We start from the raw sequence: 18,772 nt of genomic DNA on the forward strand, positions 1-18,772 counted from the left end.
GTGCGAAGCTGACAGACACCTGAACGTTGCTTATGGAGGGAGGAATGCGTTCTCGACGGTGAGCAACGATGACAGTGGAACGTCGCCTATGCGCTCGAAGCGGACGCGGCGACTTTCTTACTCTCTGGCGGCTACGAAAGGTCGTGAAGGTCCTTGCCCAGGGCCGGTCCAAGTCGCCACTCGCTAAACCGTACCTCCAGGCCTGCACGCTCTGGAGTGCAGCACATTGGGCCAACCAGATAACGATCCGCTTTTGGGAACGGGCAGAGGCGGACCAGTGGCCAAGTCCGCCCATCGCCTGACGCCTGTATCCTCAGAATGCCGCTCTGGACGGTCACCCTTATCCAGAAATCCGATGGATCGCCGTCGTATCGCCCCGTGGCCCAATCGGAGGCGTCATCCGTCAGTACACTGCCGAGCAGGCCATATCCGTCCGAGAACTCGATCCCGGTCTTGACCCAGCGGTTTTCGTCGAGCCTCACCATGAGGCCGGCCTGATCGTAGAGATGTTCGAAATGTGCCCGGACCCGGACCTGGGCGGTAAAATCGCCCTCGGCCTCGAATACGTAGAAGTGGCCGTTGTCGCGGATAAAGCCATAGTGGGTCTCCCGCCAGAAATCGGTCTTGGCGTCAGTCACCACGAACAGTTCGCTATCCGATGCTTTCGCTTTCGTGGGCTCGTTGAGCCAGGATCCGTTTTTGAGAGTCTGCAACAGCGGCTCCTATTGTATTTGGCGGATTTGCCAGTCCGCACCTTTCGCTAGGTACTTAATCCTAGAGCCCATTCATTGCCAACAAACAAGGCCTGGTGGAGGTCGCCCGCTTGTACCCGGAAGCTGATGCCAACCGTTCGCGCCGATGGGTTGATCAGGATCGTCCTCGTCTCGCGGACGCAGCATTTATGGCATCGTCAATCTGACGCATGAGATGATTAGCGAGACATCCGTCTTGGTGGGTGGTGTGCCGGTGGTCGATCCGCGCGCTCCATGGACGGGCGAACTAGGGCTTGGCGGCGTTCTCCATGCAAACGTCGGCGGTTTTGCTCTCGGCAGCGACATTACGCTGGCCAGCGACTTGTCTGATCATTCTTCCAGTCATTCTCTCAAAGGTAGCTTCTGGATGCGAAAGATCTTCTGAGGCTGTGGTGCTTTCTGGGCAAACTGGAATTTGTCGGTCCTCATTCGCCCGCTAGCTGAACTGATTTTCGCTTTGCGCCTCCATTTCGGCCATTGAAGGTGGTCGGTTGGATACTAAAGAGTAGCCGGTCAGCTCGCCCTGTCAGCAAAGCGCCGCGAGCGAGCGTGGATTTATCGTTGTGCCCTAGCTTTGAGCTGACGTGAACATGGCGCTGGAGCGGCAATTGTTTCTGCATCCACACCAGCGCAAGGAGTTTGAATCACGACGACAGATTTCGTGATCGCTGTAGCCGCGCCGCTCAGGTTAAAGACATGCCACAGCGAGCCATCCCTTCTTTGAAGGCAGCCATTAAGGAGACTTTGTTCGTGCCGGAAACGACGCGCGGCGCTGACCACATGACGACAGTGTCTCCGGTCACGTCCTATGGATGTTTTTCGAGGGGGCTTGCAAGTTCTGATAAGCAGACCCATATTCATATCAGTGGCAGCCATTGAACGGGCACTGTCACTTTCTGGGCGGCACTCACCCTGGCCCCAATAAAGGAGGACGACATGTCTTCCGACCTCCACCATCCTATCGGCAGCTTCGACATCAGCATCATCAGAAACGCGCTCCGGCATGCCGGGTTTCGCTATGAGGAACCACTCTGCGAGTTGGATCGCGGCGCGGCGCGCCATGCGATGACGCTTTACCAGAAGGGCGTCCACAGATCCGGCGAATTGATTTCCGCCGTGAACCTCTGGGCAGACCAGGCCGTCTTCGCGCGGCTGAAAATCAGCAGTCAGGTCACGAGCCTGTGACTCTCTCCTTCCCCAATCCGACCCGCGCCTATGACGAGACCCGTGGTCTCATTCGTTTCATCGGCCATGACGGCCTGAACCAGGTTCAGTTTCTCTTGCCCGTCGCCGTGTTTGATCGCGAGGGCGCCCCCGGACGCCGGAAGGAACGCGACTATCTCCTGGCGTTCGATCGCCTTCGGGACCGCATTCTGACGACAGCGAGGCAAGCCTATCAGTCTCGGCGACGACATACGATCGAACTCGATCTCAGTGCATTCGGGTCGTCCCTTCAGTCGGCGACCTGACGACGCCAAACACAGCGCTTGGCGAACTCGGAAGAGGAATACGATCATGATCGATCGTGAGCAATCCACTGCAGTGATCGTCCATGACGACCGCCTTGGGCCGACACTTGGCCTTCGACCATGCTGAAGAACGATCCTCCAGAGGGTGAGCGAGAGCTGGCTGACCAGGCGCTGCTGCGTGCGATGCTCCATCGCTCCAGCTACTCGAGCGCGGATCTCCGGGCGCAGTCAGGTGGCAACTATGCAAGGGAAATCGCGATCATCGATCGCCTTCGCAAGGGAATGGTCATGAGCGATATGCAGGCAGCCGTCTGGGAGAATGTCGTATTCAGTCACGCTGCGGCTCTGTCGCGCTGGGAAGGCGAGGGCGGGAGTCTGTGCGGTGGTGATCAGGCCGTCACGACCGAGAAGCGAGGCATCTGATGGAGCCTTTGGGCAAGGTGATCATATTGGCCGACATCCGCAAGAAACGGATCGCGTCTGCGACATGCCGACCGAACGTCTTCGAGATCAGGACAGGGGCCGGGAAGCGACCCGATTGCAGTATCCATCCATTTACAGCGCGGCCCGGTGTTCCGCCCAAGCAGGCCTGATGACCGCAGAGGTCGCATCTCGATCTGATCGCTACACGGCAATCCCGTGACACCGGTCCCAAAAGGAGATTCACATGTTTACGCGAACGAAGACGAGAACCGTGCACTTCGATGCGCCCTTCACACTGACAGGACTGGAGGGTGTTCACCCGCCCGGCGACTACCAGGTGCAGGACGACGAGGAACAGATAACCGGAATTTCATGGCTCGCCTATCGGCGTGTGGCCACCGCGATCGAAGTCGTCGCCGGCAAGAAGACGAGCCTGATTGGCATAGATCCGTCTGAGCTGGATGCCGCGCTGGAACTGGACAGGGTCCTGGCGGGCCAGGAAAGCCCAAACACAACACACTGATGATTGGAGAAACACCATGCCTTCTCACCGTTTTACCGTCGGCCAAATGGTTCGTCTCGTGACCACCAAGGGGCTCTCTCCCGCCGCCGCCGTCACCTACACCATTGAGGCCCCCATGCCGGCCTACCAGAACAGCCCTCAGTACCGGCTCTGGAATGCCGAACTCCGCCAGGGGCGCGTCGCCCTTGAACGGGATCTGGAGGCCGCTGGATCGGCTTGATCCGGATACCGATGCGCAGGCATCCACCATGCGGCCGCGTTTTGCGTCCCTGGCCAATTCGGCGAGACCTCGCCACCATGTTCTGGAGGGAACGCAGATGAACAGACCGACACGTATCGCCTTCATTGGCAACTCTCTTCCCCGGCAATGCGGGATAGCGACCTTTACCGGCGATCTCTCCCAGGCGTTGGTCGATGCAGTCGAGCCCGTCCAGACGAGCATTGTCGCCGTGACGGACGCCAGGCAGATTTACGCCTATCCGAGCGACGTGATCTTCGAGATCCGTGAGGAGGAAGTCGAAGACTATGTGACGGCCGCGCGGGTTCTGAATGAAGGCCGGTTCGATGTGGTTTCCCTGCAGCATGAATTCGGTATCTTCGGGGGGCCGGACGGCGAACACATTCTGATGCTTCTGGAAAACCTGCGTATTCCGCTCGTCACCACCTTCCATACGATCCTCGCCGAGCCGACTCCGTCTCAACACCGCGTGTTGCAGAAGGTCGCCGCCCATTCCAGCCGTGTCGTCGTCATGGCCGAGAAGGCGCGCACGCTGCTCACAGACATCTATGGCGTGGCCCCCCAGAAGATCGACGTCATTGCCCATGGCATACCCGACCGCCCCTTTCACGATCCGGACCTGGCCAAGATCGAGCGCGGTTACGCCGATCGCCCCATCATCCTGACATTTGGTCTGCTCTCTCCCAACAAGGGTATCGAGGTGGTCATCGATGCCATGCCCGCGATCCTGAAAGAGAGCCCCGAGGCCCTGTACATCGTCCTCGGCGCCACGCACCCGACCCTCCTGCGCCAGCAGGGCGAGGCCTATCGCGACAGTCTTCGCCAGCGCACCGAGCGGCTGGGTGTCGATCATGCCGTCCAGTTTCTCAATCGCTTCGTCGATCTGCCGACGCTTCTCGACTTCATTGCCATGTGTGATGTCTACGTGACGCCCTATCTCGACGAGGCGCAGATGACCTCGGGAACGCTCTCCTACAGTTTTGGCATGGGGAGCGCGGTGGTTTCGACACCCTATTGGCACGCCTGCGATCTCTTAGGCGATGGCCGTGGCCTTTTGGTTCCGTTCGGCGATGCACCGGCTACGGGCACGGCGATCGCTGCCTTGCTCAGCAATGATGAGGCCAGGATGGCGATGCGCAAGGGGGCCTACGAGGCCGGTCGCGCAATGATCTGGTCGCATGTCGCCACGCTCTACCTCGACAGCATGGCGAAGGCGCGCAACGCCTACCGCCCGAAGCTTGTCAGCGACCTCATCTCTTTGAAGATCAAGCGCCCGCCGCAGCAGACGGCTTTGAAGCTCGGCCATTTGCAGGCGATGTGTGACGACACTGGCATCATCCAGCATGCGGTCTTCTCCGTGCCGGACAGGTCGCATGGCTACTGCGTCGACGACAATGCGCGGGCCTTGCTTTTATCCTCGCTCCTGTCAGCCGTCGGGGAAACGGGCATAGCGGATCGCATGACGGCTTCCTTTGCAGCCTTTGTCGAACACGCCTGGAACCCGGACACCGGCCGTTTCCGGAACTTCATGAGCTATGACCGCCGTTGGCTTGAGGGTCAGGGCTCCGAAGACAGCCACGGGCGAACATTGTGGGCTCTCGGGGCTTGCGCCCTGTCTGATATCGATGCACCGCGCCGCCAATGGGCGAGTGCCCTTTTCGCCCGGGCGATGTCCGTCACGCTCGACTTCGGTTCCCCGCGCGCCTGGGCCTTCACGCTTCTCGGCCTCAACGATTACTGCACGGCCAATCCGCAGGATTCCCGCGCCCGCATGCTGCGCATACGGCACGCGGAAAATCTGATGGACCTGGATCGACGTGTGTCCAAGGGGGGGCGCCGCTGGTTCGAGGAGGGGATGTCCTATGAAAATGCCCGCCTCAGCCAGGCCATGATCATGACGGGTCTCGCCACCAAGGTACCGGCCTTCGTCGAGACTGGTGTTGCGACGCTGGAATGGCTGATGACCCAGCAGACAGGGGAAAAGGGCCATTTTCGCGCCATCGGTACCGACGGCTTCTTCGAGATCGGGCAGCCGCCCAAGCCCTTCGACCAGCAACCGGTCGAGGCGACCGCAACGGTTGCCGCCTGTCTTGCGGCTTACAATGCGACCTCCGACAAAAGCTGGATCGCAGCGGCCAACAGAGCTTTCGACTGGTTCACCGGCAGCAATGACCACGGCGTATCCCTTGTCGATCCGGAGACGGGCAGTTGCCGCGACGGCCTGCATATAGACCGCCCCAACGAGAACCAGGGAGCCGAATCCGTGCTCTGTTACCTGATTTCCTGCGTCGAGCTCGGTCGCGCCAACCAGATGCTGCTTCCTGTACTTCCGCGGGTGAGCGTCAGGCAGTTGTCATGAGCCATGCCATCCACGACGAAAACTCTGAAAGATCAACTTTGCCCCAGTCCAGCCTACTCAATCGGCAGGCCCTCTATCTGAAGCCGGACCCGACACGGGTCATCGTGCGCCCGTTCAAGCCATCGACCGAGCCAAGGCATCTCAATCCGCGCGACAAGACGAGAGCCAACGAAATCGTCGATCGCGTGCTGTCGCTCGACCCGACCTCGACCGCCAACCAGTTGCGCGACATCCTCGCCAATTTCGATGGCCGGCATCGCAACCTGTTGCGACAGTTCGAGCTGCGGGCGGATGCGATGGAGGATGCCTTTATCCACCATCAACAGTTCAGCCAGCAACAGAGGCAGTTGGTCGGGGCCTATTTCATGAACGAATATTCGTTCGAGTCCGCCGCCCTGTTCAATCCGAGCATCGTGCCGCATCCCGACCAGTCCGATATTGCCGAGGGAAGCTGCCGGCTGATCCTCAGTCTGCGGGCCGTAGGCGAGGGACACATCTCTTCGCTCACCTTCCGCTCCGGTGTGATCGACCCCGAGGGGGACGTCACCATCGATGCGCCGACGCAACTGGCGGGCCTGCCGCACATCCATGCCAGTGACGGACTGGCGCCCGCCGGATGCATCGGGCTTAGTTTCAAAAGCGAAAGCGATCTCAGCGAGCGGGTCATATTCCCGGTGACCGAGGCCCAATCGAACGGCATAGAAGATGCCCGTTTCGTCGCCTTCGAGGACGAAGGCAAGACGATCTACTTTGCGACCTACACTGCCTATAGCGGTTCCTCGATCCGCTCGGAGCTCCTGGAAACGACGGACTTCCTGAACTTCACCCTAACGCCGCTCCGGGGACCGGCCGCCCGCAACAAGGGCATGGCGCTCTTTCCCCGCCGTATTGACGGCCGCTATGCGATGATCGCGCGGCAGGACAGCGAAAACCTGTTCCTGCTCTATTCCGACGATCTGCACCAGTGGGATGAGGGGCAGCTCCTGATGAAGCCGGAATTCGCCTGGCAGTTCGTCCAGATTGGCAATTGCGGCTCGCCGGTCGAAATCGACGAGGGGTGGCTCTTGTTCACCCATGGCGTTGGACCGATGCGGCGCTATGCGATCGGCGTGACGCTGCTCGACAAGCACGACCCGAGCATCATCCTGTCGCGGACGGTCGAGCCTCTGCTGCAACCCGAACCAACGGAGCGCGAGGGCTATGTGCCGAACGTCGTCTATTCCTGCGGTGCCATGCGGCATGGCGATATGATCGCGCTGCCATATGCTGTCTCGGACACCTATTCCAACTTCACCACGATCAAGATCAGCAGGCTTCTGGAAACGATGCATCCCATCGGGACAGCCCCGTGAATGCGAAGCGTAGGTGGGCCGCTGCCCCACCAGGCGACCGGTCATGAGCGTCCAGCAATTGAAACGCGTATTTCTCGAGGACATTCTTCCCACCTGGAGCAAATCCGGCTTCGACGAGACCTGCGGCCAATTCGTCGAACATCTTGAGCTGGATGGAGCGCCGCAGGAAGCAGGTGAGGTGCGGACCCGAACCGTGGCCCGTCAGATCTATGTTCACGCCCATGCAGCCCATGTCGGCGTTGCCCCTTCTGCCTCTCTCGCCATGGCAGAACGGGCCTTCGCCAACCTGCACCGCGTTGCCTGGGTCAGGGGGAAGCGCGGTGGCTATACGAGAAGCTTCAACCGCCATACCGAGCTCGTCACCGATCCGGTTCGCGATCTCTACGACAATGCCTGCGTGCTGCTCGCGCTCTCTTGGCTGCTGACGGCGACCGGCAAGGACGTCTACCGACACCAGATCGAACAGACGATCCTGGCGATCGACCGGACTCTGGCAGACCCCTTTGGCGGCTGGGCCGAAGACAGCAACGGCACGCTTCCTCGCCGCCAGAACCCGCATATGCATTACCTCGAAGCGACATTGGCTTTGTGCGAGAACAACCGGACCCCAAAGCATATGAGGTCGGAAGGCAAGGCCTTTGCACTGTTGCGATCGCATTTTCTCGTCGCACCGAATGGGCCGCTTCACGAATTTTTCGGTCCCCAATGGGAACTTGCCGAGCGATACGGATCCGATCGGCTGGAGCCAGGCCACATGTGCGAGTGGGTCTGGTTGGCGACCCGTCACGACAGTCTCGCGCGCAGCGATAACACCAAGATATGCCTGGACCTGCTCTCGACCGCGCTGGCCGTCGGGCGCACGCCGGGCTCGCTTTTCCTGGTCGATACCGTTTCGGCAGATAAGCCGATCAGCCCGTCACGGCGCCTGTGGCCGCAAGTGGAGATGCTCAAGGCTTTCATGGCGCTCCACGAGCGACTTGGCTGTCCGGGATATCGGACAGAGGCGGACGACGTCGCCTCCGCAATCCTTGCTGCTTACATGACGGGCGTGCCACACGGTTGCTGGCACGACTGTCTTGACCTGAACGAGGTGCCGACGGCCCGTACGATCCCGGCCAGCTCGCTCTATCACCTCTGGACGGCTCTCGCGAAGCCGGTCGAGGATGTCAGACTTGCCGACTCAATACGAGATGCGGAAAGCTGTTGAGCATGATTGCGGGAAACAACGCTTTTATTTGTAGTCCTGATCCGGAAAAGTGGTGCGGAAAGCTGTTCCGGTTGTCTTTGGTGCCGGTCGACTAAGTGTCTGAAATATAAGAAAAAATAGAGATTGGTTGGGGAGCCTGAATTCCCGCCTAATTTCAAGGGCTTAACAGAGTAGCCTCTGATTTCCCTCTGTTTTTTGCCGCGTGCGACCGTGGATGTCATCGTTGTGCCCTGGCTTTGGGCCGACGTCAACATGGCGGGAGAGCGGCAATGATTTCCGCTTACCGAGTAGGGCTCGCAAGAATGCAGTGTGCCTTGATCTTGCTTTTGCAGATCTGGTTCCTCTGACATCCGCAGCACTTATAGGGAGCCAGGACCTGTACCAACGACGGCCTGTTACGACGATGCCAGTTCTCAGGCACGAGAGCTCATTTTGCAGAAAAACTCATTTTGGGACGAGCACCTCTCCCCTTGCCAGCAATCTTGCCGTTCTCAGGAGGCCTGCGGACTTCAGAACGAAGCCTTCTGAACTGTCCTCGTAGTCGACCGTCACGTCGATGGCGCCGCTCGGATGTTCAATTTTTACCAGAGCAGGAATGCCGTCAGGAAGTGTGGCAAGTCCTTTGGCCACTGTGCCGGGTGTGAGAACGCAGGACGCGAGGCACTGCGCGCCCGTGACCGCCATGGTTGGATGGCAGTTGAGGGGCATGAAGTAGCGCGCGGTAATCGTTCCGCCGTCTCGCGGGGGAGATAGCAACGCGAACTTCGGAACGACGGAGCTTGAGACGTCACCCATGCCCATCAGTTGCCCCGCCTCGCGGCGGATCGGTTCCATCCGCTCATAGAATGCGCGATTTGCGTCCAACTCTTCCACCGTCTCGTAGCCTGAAAGTCCGAAGGCATCAGCGCGCGCGATGACGATGGGCATGGCCACGTCCATGCAGGTCACGGTTATGCCGTCGATCTCGTCGACCAGATTGCCAGTTGGCAGCAAGGCGCCTGTCGATGACCCGACCACGTCCATGAAGTTGAGATAGATCGGAGCGGCTGTTCCGGGCACACCATCAATGGCGGCATCCCCTTCATAGCTGACGATGCCGCCTGGGGTCTGCACGATGGCTTCCACCTTCGCGCCCGTATTGACCGAATGAATGCGCACGCGCGTCGCGTTGCCTGTTGCAGGCATGATGCCGAGTTCGATGGCTGCCGGGCCGACGCCCGAAAGGATGTTGCCGCAAGTTGGCCTGAAGTCGACCTTCCTGTCGGCGACGCTCACCTGAGCGAAGAAATAGTCCACATCACAACCCGGTTCTTCCGAGCGTGAAAGCATGGCCACCTTGGTCGTTACGGCCGTGCCGCCTCCGATGCCGTCGATGTTAAGCGGGTGGCCGGAGCCCAGCGCCGCCACAAGGACCTGCTCAAGGTCCTTGAGGTTGCTCGGCAAATCTTCACGGCGAAAATAGGGACCGCGCGACGTGCCGCCACGCATAAACAAGAAGGGAATGGCCGTCTGCGCCATGCTGGTCTCCAACGATAGAATGAAAATCTGGAAAGACAGGCCGGCTCGGGCGTGCCCGAGCCGGCTGGCGGTCGCGTCACCGGAGCGGCCAGGGGAGGTCTGCGAAGTCCTGGAGCACACCGCTGGGGAAGTTGAGAGAAAGCGCCCAGGCAGCGAGAATGCAGCCGCCCACGGCCCAGGCCGTCAGGTGCAGGCTCCTGGCCCATGTCGCGCCAACCCGCATGCGCATGAAGGCAAGGAAGAAGATCACGACGCCGAGAACGAAGCCCACCAGCGCCACCAGTCCGACGAGTGCCGCGATCCAGGCCAAGCCGGCCCACACCCCATGCACCGCACTCCTGCTGCCATGGTCACCTGTGAGTTCGGCGTCGAAATGCGAGTGGTGCCCGGTCTCGCCAAAAGCGAGCTGCCAGATCAGTATTCCAAGCATCAGCAGGCCGATGATGGAAACGGAAAGCGGAAACACCTGGCCGAGGAAGTCTCGTTGCAGGGAGTCCGTCATCGCCATGCCCATGACGCCGAGGATCAACACGGCAAAGGCAATCTGCGGAAGATGGGCGCGAAACTGCGGTACGTCTGCAACCGTCTCTGACGGGTCGATGATCTCACCATGCTCGTCAACGCGATTGCGAAGCCCGAAGTAGATGGATGCAAGCGTGAGAATGCCGATGATGATCACACCCGGCCGCGCCAGAAACGACCAGCCGTTGAACTGCAGGGTCTGGTAGAAGAAGGTTTCGGCCTGCGGTGCGAGAACGAAGCCGATCAGGAGTGCGGGACGCGACCAGCCGAAGCGCTTCATCAGGACGCCGACGACGCCCAATGCCAGCAGGGCCACGAGATCTTGTACCGACCGGGTGGACTGGAACGCCGCAAAGCTGATCATGACCATCATGAAGGGGGCCATGTACTGGAAGGGCACCTTGGTGAGGCCGGCGATCGGTTTAGCCAGCATCACGCAGGCCCCGGCACCGATGATGTTGGCGAGCGCCAGCGACCAGATCATCGTATAGGTCAGGTGGAGATCGGTGGTGACCATGGATGGCCCGGGCTCGATGCCGATCAGCACCATGCAGCCGAGGAAGACGGCCATGGCTCCGGACCCGGGAATGCCGAACAGGACGGTCGGCAGCATGGCCCCGCCGGTCATCGCATTGTTTGCGCTTTCGGGTGCAATCACGCCGCGGATGTCGCCCTTGCCGAAGTTGGAACTGTCCTTCGTCGTCTGCACGGCGTGGCCGTATGCGATCCAATCGACGACGGAGCCGCCAAGGCCGGGAATGACGCCGACGATGCAGCCGACCGCAGCACAACGCAGCGACAGAAACCAGTTTGCCGCCCAGTCGCGGATGCCTTGCGTCCATCCCTTGCCGAGCGGCATATTGCCGGCAATGGCCGAATTGGCGCGCATCAAGTCGATGATCTCAGGAATGGCAAAAATGCCCATCCCGACCACGACCAGGGGGAGCCCGTCGTAAAGATAGGTTACGTCGAAGACCAGACGGAATTCACCGGTCGCCGGAGCAGCACCTATGGTGCCGATGACCAGTCCGAGCGTGCAGGATGCCAAGCCCTTGACGAGACTGCGGCCGGAGAGCACGGCGACCATCGACAGTCCGAGAACCGCCAGCATGAAGAGTTCGGCCGAGCCGAATGCAAGAATGACCGGGCGGGCAACAAAGACAAAACCTGTCAGGATGACCGCGCCGAACACGCCGCCGAACATTGATGAGAAGAAGGCTGCCGAGAGGGCTCTGGCAGCCTCTCCCTTCTTCGCGAGCGGAAAGCCGTCAAGCACCGTCGCCTGGCTGGATGAGCCGCCGGGGATGCCCAACAAGATGGACGAGAACGTGTCTCCGGTCGGCATGATCGCGACGAGGCCGATGAGCATTGCGAGTGCTGAAACCTGATCCATGCCGTAGATGAAAGGGATCAGAAGTGACAGGCCCGCGATGCCACCCAGTGCCGGAAGCACGCCAATGATGAGGCCGACGAATATGCCCAGGAACATGTAAGCAAGGTGCTGAAAACTCAGCAATTCGACGAGCGCAGTGAATAGGGTATCGATCACGGCCGTGGCTCCGCGTTTGCCACCGGAAAGGCGGCATTAAAAAGACTTGTGATGGGGAAGGGGGGGCGGGTTTTGCTAGAAAACCCGCCGGGTCGGGGTCATTCCTGACCGAGCTTTACGCCGTAGTCATCGGCAAGCATGGTCGCGACCTGCTTGCGCAGCTCCGGCGACAGTGCGGTTGCCTTCTCGAAGAGGGCCTGAGCAAGGTTACCTGTGACCTGTTCATAGGTGCCGAGAACTGCGTCGGCACTTTCCTTGTAGGCAGGGTCCGCCTTCATGTCTTCGAAGGCCTTCTGATAGGCAGCGACGATATCGTCAGGCGTGTCCTTTGGCAGGAACACCATCTTCTGCGCCGGGAAACCGGCGACATAAAAGGCCATGTAGGCATCGTAAGCCGGGCCGCTGGGCTTCTGGCCCGTCAGCTTTTCATAGGCTTCCGGATAGGTCGGCAGGTCGGGGAACGTCGGATCCCGCACGACATTGCCGGCTTCATCGAGAACGCCGAGGCTGAAGAGGGGAACCGCCTGCCCGGCCTCGACCAAAGGCTGAACATTCTTGATATAGGCAGACGAGGTCTGGAAATCGATGTTGACTTCTCCGCGCTCGAAAGAGAGGCGGCCATCGCCGCGACCCTTGAAGCCGAAGACGTGTTGCACGTTCAGATCCATCGCCTTGAAGCCCAGAAGCGGAACCAGATCGAGCGAGGTTGCGCCTTGGCTTGCATATACGAGATCCTTGCCCTTGAGCATGGCAATGTCGTCGACGCTTTTCAGACCGAGTGTCGGCGTGGTGTAGACCACCCCGCCTGTCGGGCCTGCCATCGCGATCTTCCAGTCCTTGTAATCGTAGCGGACGCGCGGATCCCCGAGTAGATAGGGGAACTGGGTCGAGGCCGATGTTCCCAGGATCATTTCGCCATCCGGCTTGGCGCGAGCGGCAAAAAGGTTGCTTCCCTTGGTCGAACCGCCACCCGGCTCATTGACGACCACCACAACTGGGTTGCCAGGCAGGTACTTGCCGAGCAGTTGCGCATTGAAGCGGCCCCAGGTGTCGGATCCGCCGCCGGCCGAGAATGGAATGATAAACTCGATCGTCTTGCCTGCGAAATTGACCTCCGCAGCAGCCGGTCCCGTGAAACAGGCGGCCATAAGTCCTGCCATCAGACCCAACGTCGTTCGGCGGCGCAAAGTGTTGTTTAGCATGGTGTTATCCTCCCAATCCAGCGATCTGATCTGCCGGTTTCCTCAAAGCGTGCGCAGACTTGATTTCTCCTCGCCAAATCTGCTTCTAGCTCTCATAGTGAGTTTTGCTGTCGATAAGCTGTCCGTAAAGGAATTCTACTGCGGTGCGGATCATTCTGGTCGAGGACAACAGGAGCCTGGCAAAAGGCATCGAGGACGCCTTGCGGGATCAAGGTCATGGGGTGGATCATCTCGATGACGGTCTTGCTGCTGACACTTTCCTACGAGCCGAGACGGCCGATGTCGCCATCATCGACATCAATCTTCCTGGTATGACGGGGATCGAAGTCACCAGACGCATGCGCAGCCGTGGTGACACCACGCCGGTTCTGATGCTCACCGCCATGGGCAAGACTTCCGATCGGGTTGTTGGCCTCGATGCCGGTGCGGATGATTATCTTGTGAAGCCGTTCGAGATGGCCGAACTGATGGCGCGCCTGAGGGCACTCACGCGTCGAAGGCCGCAGCTTATGCCGGAACAGGAATTGATCGGCGACCTCGTTTACGATCGTCAACAGCGCGTCATCATGCACAAGGACAAAAGGATCGATCTGCCCCGGCGCGAGCTCGCACTTTTCGAGCTGCTGCTTGACCACAAGGGCAAGCTCATGGATCGAGAGAGGATTTTCTCGTCGCTCTATGGCGCGGGAGCTGAAGTGGAAGCCAACGCGATCGAGCTCCTGGTCTCGAGGCTTCGACGGAAACTCGATGGGACGCAAGTGGAAATCAAGACGGCGCGCGGCCTCGGTTACATGCTGAATGCAGGGGCGGCATGAGGCGCCTTTCGCTTCGCTCCAGACTGTTCCTGCTTCTCATTCTGCCTCTGATCGTCATCGCGGGCATCGCTTCCTATGCGCGCTTCGAAGAGGCCGAACGGCTCTCCCAGACGCTCTACGACAACACGCTTCTGGCCGTCGCCTTGACGATCTCGCGCGATGTCGCGATCTCCGAGGGTGACATTCTGACGGAACAGTTGCTGGAAGAATTGACCACCGCTCTGGGCGATCCGGTTTACTATAGGATCACGGGGCCGGGTGGTGGCTTCGTCACCGGCTATTCCGATCCGCCAGATGTGCCGGATGATCCCGATATCCAGAGCGGCAAGCCTTTCTTCTTCGACAGCACCTATCTGGGACAAGAAGTGCGATCCGTCGTTTTGCGGGAGTTCCTCAACCAGCCGAGATTGCAGGGATGGATGACCGTCGAGGTCTGGCAAACTGTGTCCCAGCGCGCCGCCCTGAGCCGTGATCTGTTGTTTCAGAGTATAGCGCTGTTGACGACCATCATTTTGTCTGCCGCCGTGATCCTCTGGTTCGGCATCAAGTTGGGCTTAAAGCCTCTGCTCGATCTCCAAAATGCGATCAGCCTCAGAACCCCTGATGATCTCAGGCCGATCCGTCGATGGATCCCGATCGAGCTCCGCCCTCTTGTCCAGACAACCAACTCATTGTTCGAGCGACTGGCGAAAGCGTTTGAGATCAGGTCAGCGTTCATTTCCGATGCGGCTCATCAGCTTCGCAATCCGATTGCGTCAATCGTGACACAGGCGGAAGCTGCCGTATCGTCGCCGGACGAGGAAACACTTCGCAACCGCGTTGAATCCATCGCGCAGTCAGCCCGTGCGACGGGGCGGCTCACCAATCAATTGCTTTCCTTGGAGCGCGTGCGCGGGCGAAGTTTGCGCTCTCTGTTCGAACACGTCGATATCGTCGCACTCATCTCAGCCAGGATCCGCTCCTTTGCTGAGGTCCAGCTTCTAAACGACATCGCCGTTGGCTTTGCAGTTGAGGGAGTGCCGAAGCCTCTCTTATGCGATCCTGTCATGATCGAAGAGATGATGGCCAATCTGTTGGACAACGCTTTGCGATACGGTTTGCGCGAAGGCGGCGAGCTGGATGTCATGCTGTGCTTCTCCGACGACGAGGTTGCCATCGTCGTGGAGGATGACGGTCCCGGGATCGATGATGTGCTTCGCGAGAGGGTGTTTGACCGCTTCTTTCGAGCCGATCTCGACTTTGGCGATGGCTGCGGCCTGGGGCTTGCCATCGTTGCCGATATCGCCGAAGCGCATGGAGGGAATTCCCGATGCGTCTCTTCCCAAAAGGGCGCACGTTTCGAGATCCGTTTGCCTTTAGATCAGCATTAGTCATTGCTCGCGCGTTCAATAGGCGCGGTCAGTTATGGCATCACCTTGTCAAACAGGAACCCTTCGTCGTCAAACAGGTCACCGGGATACGAGCCAGGTCGCCCGGTACAACTCCGGACAGGATGCGTGGCAAGCCGAGATCTTCCGGCCTGTTCGGGCAGATCCCAGAAGTCGAAGGTGCAGGAAGTTAGATGACTTGGCGGCTCGTACTGAAAAGCGAAGCAGAGATCGGGAAATTGCTACCGCCCAGATCGATCTGACGAAGGAAGCCGCCGCCGTGTTAGGCGGAAGCGGCAACTGCCGCCTCCTACGGTCGCAACCGTTGGATCCGGTTTCTGATTGATCGGGACGACAAAGCGCCGTTCGGACTCTCGGTATAGCTGATCCGCTAGCAGCGCGCACTCTTTGCGTTGCTGCTTCCAAGACTGCGCACCAGTTCTCGCCGACCTATGCGTTCACGAAGCTCGGCTGGGACGGTTCGTCGAAAATGATAGATACCGCCTCGTAGGACCACATTCGATATGCCCAAGGTTCCCGCCAGCCAACATAGGTGTTTTTGCAGCAGCGGTTTGCCGCAACTCGCTTCCAACCGCTGACGTTAGCGTCAGCAATTGAACGAATTCAATGGTCTGAAAGATGGTTGGCTGGGGAACCTGGATTCGAACCAAGATTAACGGAGTCAGAGTCCGTCGTTCTACCGTTGAACTATTCCCCACCAGGGTATCGCTGCCGCGATCGGTGAGCGGGCTTATAGCCAAAACATTCGGCATTGCAAAGACTGAATTTCAAAAAAATGACAGCTTTCGCAAAAGAGCGTGACGCGAGGTCGGCGGCCACTCGATGACCGCCGTGGCCGGCCGCTCGCAGCCGTGCTCCATGCTCCTGGCGGCCCATTCGAAAAACCGTTTGGTGCTCCGGGCAGGCGCTGGTATGCTTTGCCCAACGAAACGAATGATGACACCAGCGGCATGCGTCGATCTTGGCGCCTTGCGCGGTGCAGTGGAAAACTTCAGTGACAGACCCCAATCGCGGCGGACAGCCGAACAGCGAGGGGGCGTCGACAGGCAAGCGCAAGGGCGGGTCTCCCCGTCGGCGCGGCAAGGGCAAGAAGACGGGGCCGGTTAAAAACGGTCACGAGGCTTCTGCCTCGGCAGGATCGGCGGGCACGCCGGTCGCCGAGCGACGTTCCGAATCAGTGTTTGCGGATGGTCCCATCCGCAAACGAAAGCGCCGTCGTCGCGGCAAGGGCGGCGGTCCCGGCGCTGCGGCTGCGACCATTGGCAATCCCAACGGCAAGATCCATGACCGCGGTGCGACGGGTAGCACAGAGGCTGCGCCGTCCCCGAACCTGCGGGACAACGGCCGCGGCGAGCAGGGCATGCAGCCTCAGTCGCGTGCGGCGCGGATCGGAGAGCAAGGCGGGTCGGATCCGGCAAGCCCGCGCCCAGGTCGCAAGCGCAAGCGCAATCGAAATCGCCATGCGGTGGCCCAGAAGCCGGGCCATGTTCGCCCGCTGGCCGGTTCCGAACCGCCCTCGGCCGCCGCGGCAAAGCCGGGTCGAGCCCAGGCGCATGCTGCACCCACCGCGCATCCGGTTGCCCATGTGCCGCAAAAGATCGTGCCCGCTGTTGAGCGGGGCCGCCCGGCCCAGGACGGCGGACCGGATGACCTCTATGCGGCACTCGATCTTGGCACCAACAATTGCCGCCTGCTGATTGCCCAGCCGACCCGGCCTGGCCAGTTCCGTGTCGTGGATGCCTTTTCCCGCATCGTGCGTCTCGGCGAAGGCCTTGGCACTACCGGCCGCCTGTCGCAGGACGCCATGGACCGCGCGGTCGATGCCCTGCGCGTCTGCGCCAGCAAGCTGTCCGGCCGTGACATCAGGCGCATGCGGCTGATCGCAACCGAAGCCTGCCGTGCGGCGGAAAACGGTGAGCTCTTCCTGGAGCGGGTCACCGCCGAAACCGGGCTGCAGCTCGAGATCATCAATCGCGAGACCGAGGCGCGGCTTGCCGTCTCCGGCTGCTCTTCGCTCGTCGGCCGGGAAGCGCGCTCCGTGGTGCTCTTCGACATCGGCGGCGGCTCCTCGGAGATTGCGGTCATCCGCATCCACGACAACCGCTCGAGCCGGCTTGCCAACCACATCACCCACTGGACATCGCTGCCCGTGGGCGTGGTGACGCTTTCCGAACGGCATGGCGGTCGCGACGTCACGCCTGATATTTTCGAAGGCATGACCCGCGAGGTCGAGGGCATGCTGGCGAAGTTCGAATGCCCCGATATCCCGCGCAGCACGGATGATTTCCACCTGATCGGCACCTCGGGAACGGTGACGACGCTCGCCGGCGTGCATCTCGACCTGCCGCGCTATGATCGCCGCAAGGTAGACGGCCTCTGGCTTTCGGATGCCGAGGTGACGGCGATGCAGGCAAAGCTCCTGTCCTGGGACTATGCCGGTCGCGCCGCCAATCCGTGCATCGGGCCTGATCGCGCCGACCTCGTTCTGGCCGGCTGCGCGATCCTGGAAGCGATCCGCCGCCGCTGGCCCTCGAGCCGCATGCGCGTTGCCGATCGCGGTCTGCGCGAAGGCCTGCTCACCGACATGATGGCCGATGACGGCGTTTGGCGCCGCGGCCGCAACCGACGTCCTCCAGTCTTGAGGGAGCGCTGATAATGGCGAAACCACCCATCGGCGGTAACAGAACCGGCCGCAAACTCGGCCAGAAAGTGAAGAAGGGCAAGCTCAAGGCGTCGTCGAGACGCTGGCTCGAACGCCACATCAACGACCCCTATGTCCAGCGGGCCCAGCTCGAGGGCTACCGCGCCCGTGCAGCCTTCAAGCTGCTTGAGATCGACGAGAAGCATCAGGTCCTGAAAGGGGCCAAGCGCATCATCGACTTAGGCGCAGCCCCCGGAAGCTGGTCGCAGATCGCCGCCAAGGTCACCGATTCCACCGACGAGGACATCCGCGTCGCCGCGATCGATTTCCTCGAAATGGCGCAGATCCCGGGCGTGAAGATCCTGCAGCTCGACTTCCTTGATCCGGATGCACCCCGCCAGCTGATCGAGGCCGTCGGTGGCACGCCGAACCTCGTCCTGTCGGACATGGCAGCCCCGACCACCGGCCACCAGAAGACCGACCATATTCGCACCATGCATCTGTGCGAAGTGGCAGCACACTTTGCCGTCGAAGTTCTGGCCGAAGGCGGACATTTCCTCGCCAAGACCTTCCAGGGCGGCACGGAAAAGGATCTGCTCAACATGTTGAAGCAGAATTTCCGCCAGGTCCTGCATATCAAGCCGGCCTCGTCGCGCCAGGAATCGGTCGAGATGTTCCTGCTTGCCAAGGGCTTCAAGGGCCGCAATGGCCCAGGCGTTGTCGAGCTCGACGAGGAAGGTTTCGCCCGCGATCCGCGCGAAGATATTCCCGCCACCGAGGATCTGGATCAAGACTGAGGTCAAGGCGGAAGCGC

17 protein-coding genes and 1 tRNA gene are annotated in these 18,772 nt (G+C 60.4%); 13 read left to right on the forward strand and 5 right to left on the reverse strand.

Annotation, left to right across the window (positions count from 1 at the left end; translation table 11 throughout):
- Positions 1 to 131: 131 nt before the first annotated feature.
- On the reverse strand, positions 132 to 713 hold the full coding sequence (locus BW978_RS04175; protein ID WP_076392451.1) for a DUF1349 domain-containing protein: 582 nt from the start codon (positions 711 to 713) through the stop codon (positions 132 to 134).
- 214 nt (positions 714 to 927) lie between these two features.
- Between BW978_RS04175 and BW978_RS04180 the strand changes: the two genes are divergently transcribed.
- From BW978_RS04180 to BW978_RS04220, 9 genes are all read left to right on the forward strand, one after another.
- Complete coding sequence (locus BW978_RS04180; protein ID WP_076392453.1) at positions 928 to 1,137, forward strand: hypothetical protein; 210 nt, start codon at positions 928 to 930, stop codon at positions 1,135 to 1,137.
- 551 nt (positions 1,138 to 1,688) lie between these two features.
- Entirely contained in the window at positions 1,689 to 1,937 is a 249-nt protein-coding gene (locus BW978_RS04185) for a hypothetical protein (RefSeq protein ID WP_076392455.1), read from the forward strand.
- Positions 1,934 to 2,221, forward strand: coding sequence for a DUF1488 family protein (locus BW978_RS04190; protein ID WP_076392457.1), 288 nt, complete (start codon positions 1,934 to 1,936; stop codon positions 2,219 to 2,221). Before BW978_RS04185 ends, BW978_RS04190 begins: the two co-directional genes overlap by 4 nt.
- A gap of 120 nt (positions 2,222 to 2,341) precedes the next feature.
- Positions 2,342 to 2,644: a hypothetical protein gene (locus tag BW978_RS04195; RefSeq protein ID WP_076392459.1), complete on the forward strand. Its 303-nt coding sequence runs from the start codon at positions 2,342 to 2,344 to the stop codon at positions 2,642 to 2,644.
- 244 nt (positions 2,645 to 2,888) lie between these two features.
- Positions 2,889 to 3,167, forward strand: a complete 279-nt coding sequence (locus BW978_RS04200) for a hypothetical protein (protein WP_076392461.1) — start codon at positions 2,889 to 2,891, stop codon at positions 3,165 to 3,167.
- A 16-nt stretch (positions 3,168 to 3,183) separates the two neighbouring features.
- Positions 3,184 to 3,387: a hypothetical protein gene (locus tag BW978_RS04205; protein WP_076392463.1), complete on the forward strand. Its 204-nt coding sequence runs from the start codon at positions 3,184 to 3,186 to the stop codon at positions 3,385 to 3,387.
- Positions 3,388 to 3,484: 97 nt separating this feature from the next.
- Positions 3,485 to 5,764, forward strand: coding sequence for a glycosyltransferase family 4 protein (locus BW978_RS04210; RefSeq protein ID WP_076392465.1), 2,280 nt, complete (start codon positions 3,485 to 3,487; stop codon positions 5,762 to 5,764).
- Positions 5,761 to 7,116 carry a glycoside hydrolase family 130 protein gene (locus BW978_RS04215; RefSeq protein ID WP_076392467.1) on the forward strand — a complete coding sequence of 452 codons (1,356 nt, stop codon included), beginning with the start codon at positions 5,761 to 5,763 and terminating at the stop codon, positions 7,114 to 7,116. The genes BW978_RS04210 and BW978_RS04215 overlap by 4 nt, the downstream gene beginning before the upstream one ends.
- Positions 7,117 to 7,159: 43 nt before the next feature.
- Positions 7,160 to 8,323, forward strand: coding sequence for an AGE family epimerase/isomerase (locus BW978_RS04220; protein WP_076392469.1), 1,164 nt, complete (start codon positions 7,160 to 7,162; stop codon positions 8,321 to 8,323).
- A gap of 444 nt (positions 8,324 to 8,767) precedes the next feature.
- On the opposite strand, the gene BW978_RS04225 is transcribed toward BW978_RS04220, so the two are convergent.
- The 3 genes from BW978_RS04225 to BW978_RS04235 all read right to left on the reverse strand — a co-directional run bounded on the left by BW978_RS04225 (position 8,768) and on the right by BW978_RS04235 (position 13,114).
- Positions 8,768 to 9,841: a 4-oxalomesaconate tautomerase gene (locus BW978_RS04225; protein WP_076392471.1), complete on the reverse strand. Its 1,074-nt coding sequence runs from the start codon at positions 9,839 to 9,841 to the stop codon at positions 8,768 to 8,770.
- 76 nt (positions 9,842 to 9,917) lie between these two features.
- Positions 9,918 to 11,912 (reverse strand): tripartite tricarboxylate transporter permease, encoded by a 1,995-nt coding sequence (locus tag BW978_RS04230; protein ID WP_076392473.1) that lies wholly within the window; start codon positions 11,910 to 11,912, stop codon positions 9,918 to 9,920.
- Between the two features lie 98 nt (positions 11,913 to 12,010).
- Positions 12,011 to 13,114 (reverse strand): Bug family tripartite tricarboxylate transporter substrate binding protein, encoded by a 1,104-nt coding sequence (locus tag BW978_RS04235; RefSeq protein ID WP_076392475.1) that lies wholly within the window; start codon positions 13,112 to 13,114, stop codon positions 12,011 to 12,013.
- Positions 13,115 to 13,257: 143 nt separating this feature from the next.
- Between BW978_RS04235 and BW978_RS04240 the strand changes: the two genes are divergently transcribed.
- On the forward strand, positions 13,258 to 13,929 hold the full coding sequence (locus tag BW978_RS04240) for a response regulator transcription factor (RefSeq protein WP_076392477.1): 672 nt from the start codon (positions 13,258 to 13,260) through the stop codon (positions 13,927 to 13,929).
- Positions 13,926 to 15,299 (forward strand): sensor histidine kinase, encoded by a 1,374-nt coding sequence (locus BW978_RS04245; RefSeq protein WP_076392479.1) that lies wholly within the window; start codon positions 13,926 to 13,928, stop codon positions 15,297 to 15,299. Before BW978_RS04240 ends, BW978_RS04245 begins: the two co-directional genes overlap by 4 nt.
- Before the next feature lie 641 nt (positions 15,300 to 15,940).
- Here the strand turns inward: BW978_RS04245 and BW978_RS04250 are convergent.
- A tRNA-Gln gene (locus BW978_RS04250) sits at positions 15,941 to 16,014 on the reverse strand.
- A gap of 297 nt (positions 16,015 to 16,311) precedes the next feature.
- Between BW978_RS04250 and BW978_RS04255 the strand changes: the two genes are divergently transcribed.
- Positions 16,312 to 17,970, forward strand: a complete 1,659-nt coding sequence (locus BW978_RS04255; protein ID WP_076392481.1) for a Ppx/GppA phosphatase family protein — start codon at positions 16,312 to 16,314, stop codon at positions 17,968 to 17,970.
- A gap of 2 nt (positions 17,971 to 17,972) precedes the next feature.
- Positions 17,973 to 18,755: an RlmE family RNA methyltransferase gene (locus BW978_RS04260; protein WP_076392483.1), complete on the forward strand. Its 783-nt coding sequence runs from the start codon at positions 17,973 to 17,975 to the stop codon at positions 18,753 to 18,755.
- Positions 18,756 to 18,772 lie beyond the last annotated feature (17 nt).

Origin of the sequence: Rhizobium sp. RU33A (assembly GCF_900156055.1) — a bacterium.
Lineage (GTDB): Bacteria > Pseudomonadota > Alphaproteobacteria > Rhizobiales > Rhizobiaceae > Allorhizobium.

Excerpts from the sequence above, each read along its gene's own strand:
- BW978_RS04235 (WP_076392475.1), bottom strand. The coding sequence starts at position 13,114 with ATGCTAAACAACACTTTGCGCCGCCGAACGACGTTGGGTCTGATGGCA.
- BW978_RS04210 (WP_076392465.1), top strand. The coding sequence starts at position 3,485 with ATGAACAGACCGACACGTATCGCCTTCATTGGCAACTCTCTTCCCCGG.
- BW978_RS04185 (WP_076392455.1), top strand. The coding sequence starts at position 1,689 with ATGTCTTCCGACCTCCACCATCCTATCGGCAGCTTCGACATCAGCATC.
- BW978_RS04225 (WP_076392471.1), bottom strand. The coding sequence starts at position 9,841 with ATGGCGCAGACGGCCATTCCCTTCTTGTTTATGCGTGGCGGCACGTCG.
- BW978_RS04245 (WP_076392479.1), top strand. The coding sequence starts at position 13,926 with ATGAGGCGCCTTTCGCTTCGCTCCAGACTGTTCCTGCTTCTCATTCTG.
- BW978_RS04215 (WP_076392467.1), top strand. The coding sequence starts at position 5,761 with ATGAGCCATGCCATCCACGACGAAAACTCTGAAAGATCAACTTTGCCC.
- BW978_RS04220 (WP_076392469.1), top strand. The coding sequence starts at position 7,160 with ATGAGCGTCCAGCAATTGAAACGCGTATTTCTCGAGGACATTCTTCCC.
- BW978_RS04260 (WP_076392483.1), top strand. The coding sequence starts at position 17,973 with ATGGCGAAACCACCCATCGGCGGTAACAGAACCGGCCGCAAACTCGGC.
- BW978_RS04205 (WP_076392463.1), top strand. The coding sequence starts at position 3,184 with ATGCCTTCTCACCGTTTTACCGTCGGCCAAATGGTTCGTCTCGTGACC.
- BW978_RS04195 (WP_076392459.1), top strand. The coding sequence starts at position 2,342 with ATGCTGAAGAACGATCCTCCAGAGGGTGAGCGAGAGCTGGCTGACCAG.
- BW978_RS04180 (WP_076392453.1), top strand. The coding sequence starts at position 928 with ATGATTAGCGAGACATCCGTCTTGGTGGGTGGTGTGCCGGTGGTCGAT.
- BW978_RS04200 (WP_076392461.1), top strand. The coding sequence starts at position 2,889 with ATGTTTACGCGAACGAAGACGAGAACCGTGCACTTCGATGCGCCCTTC.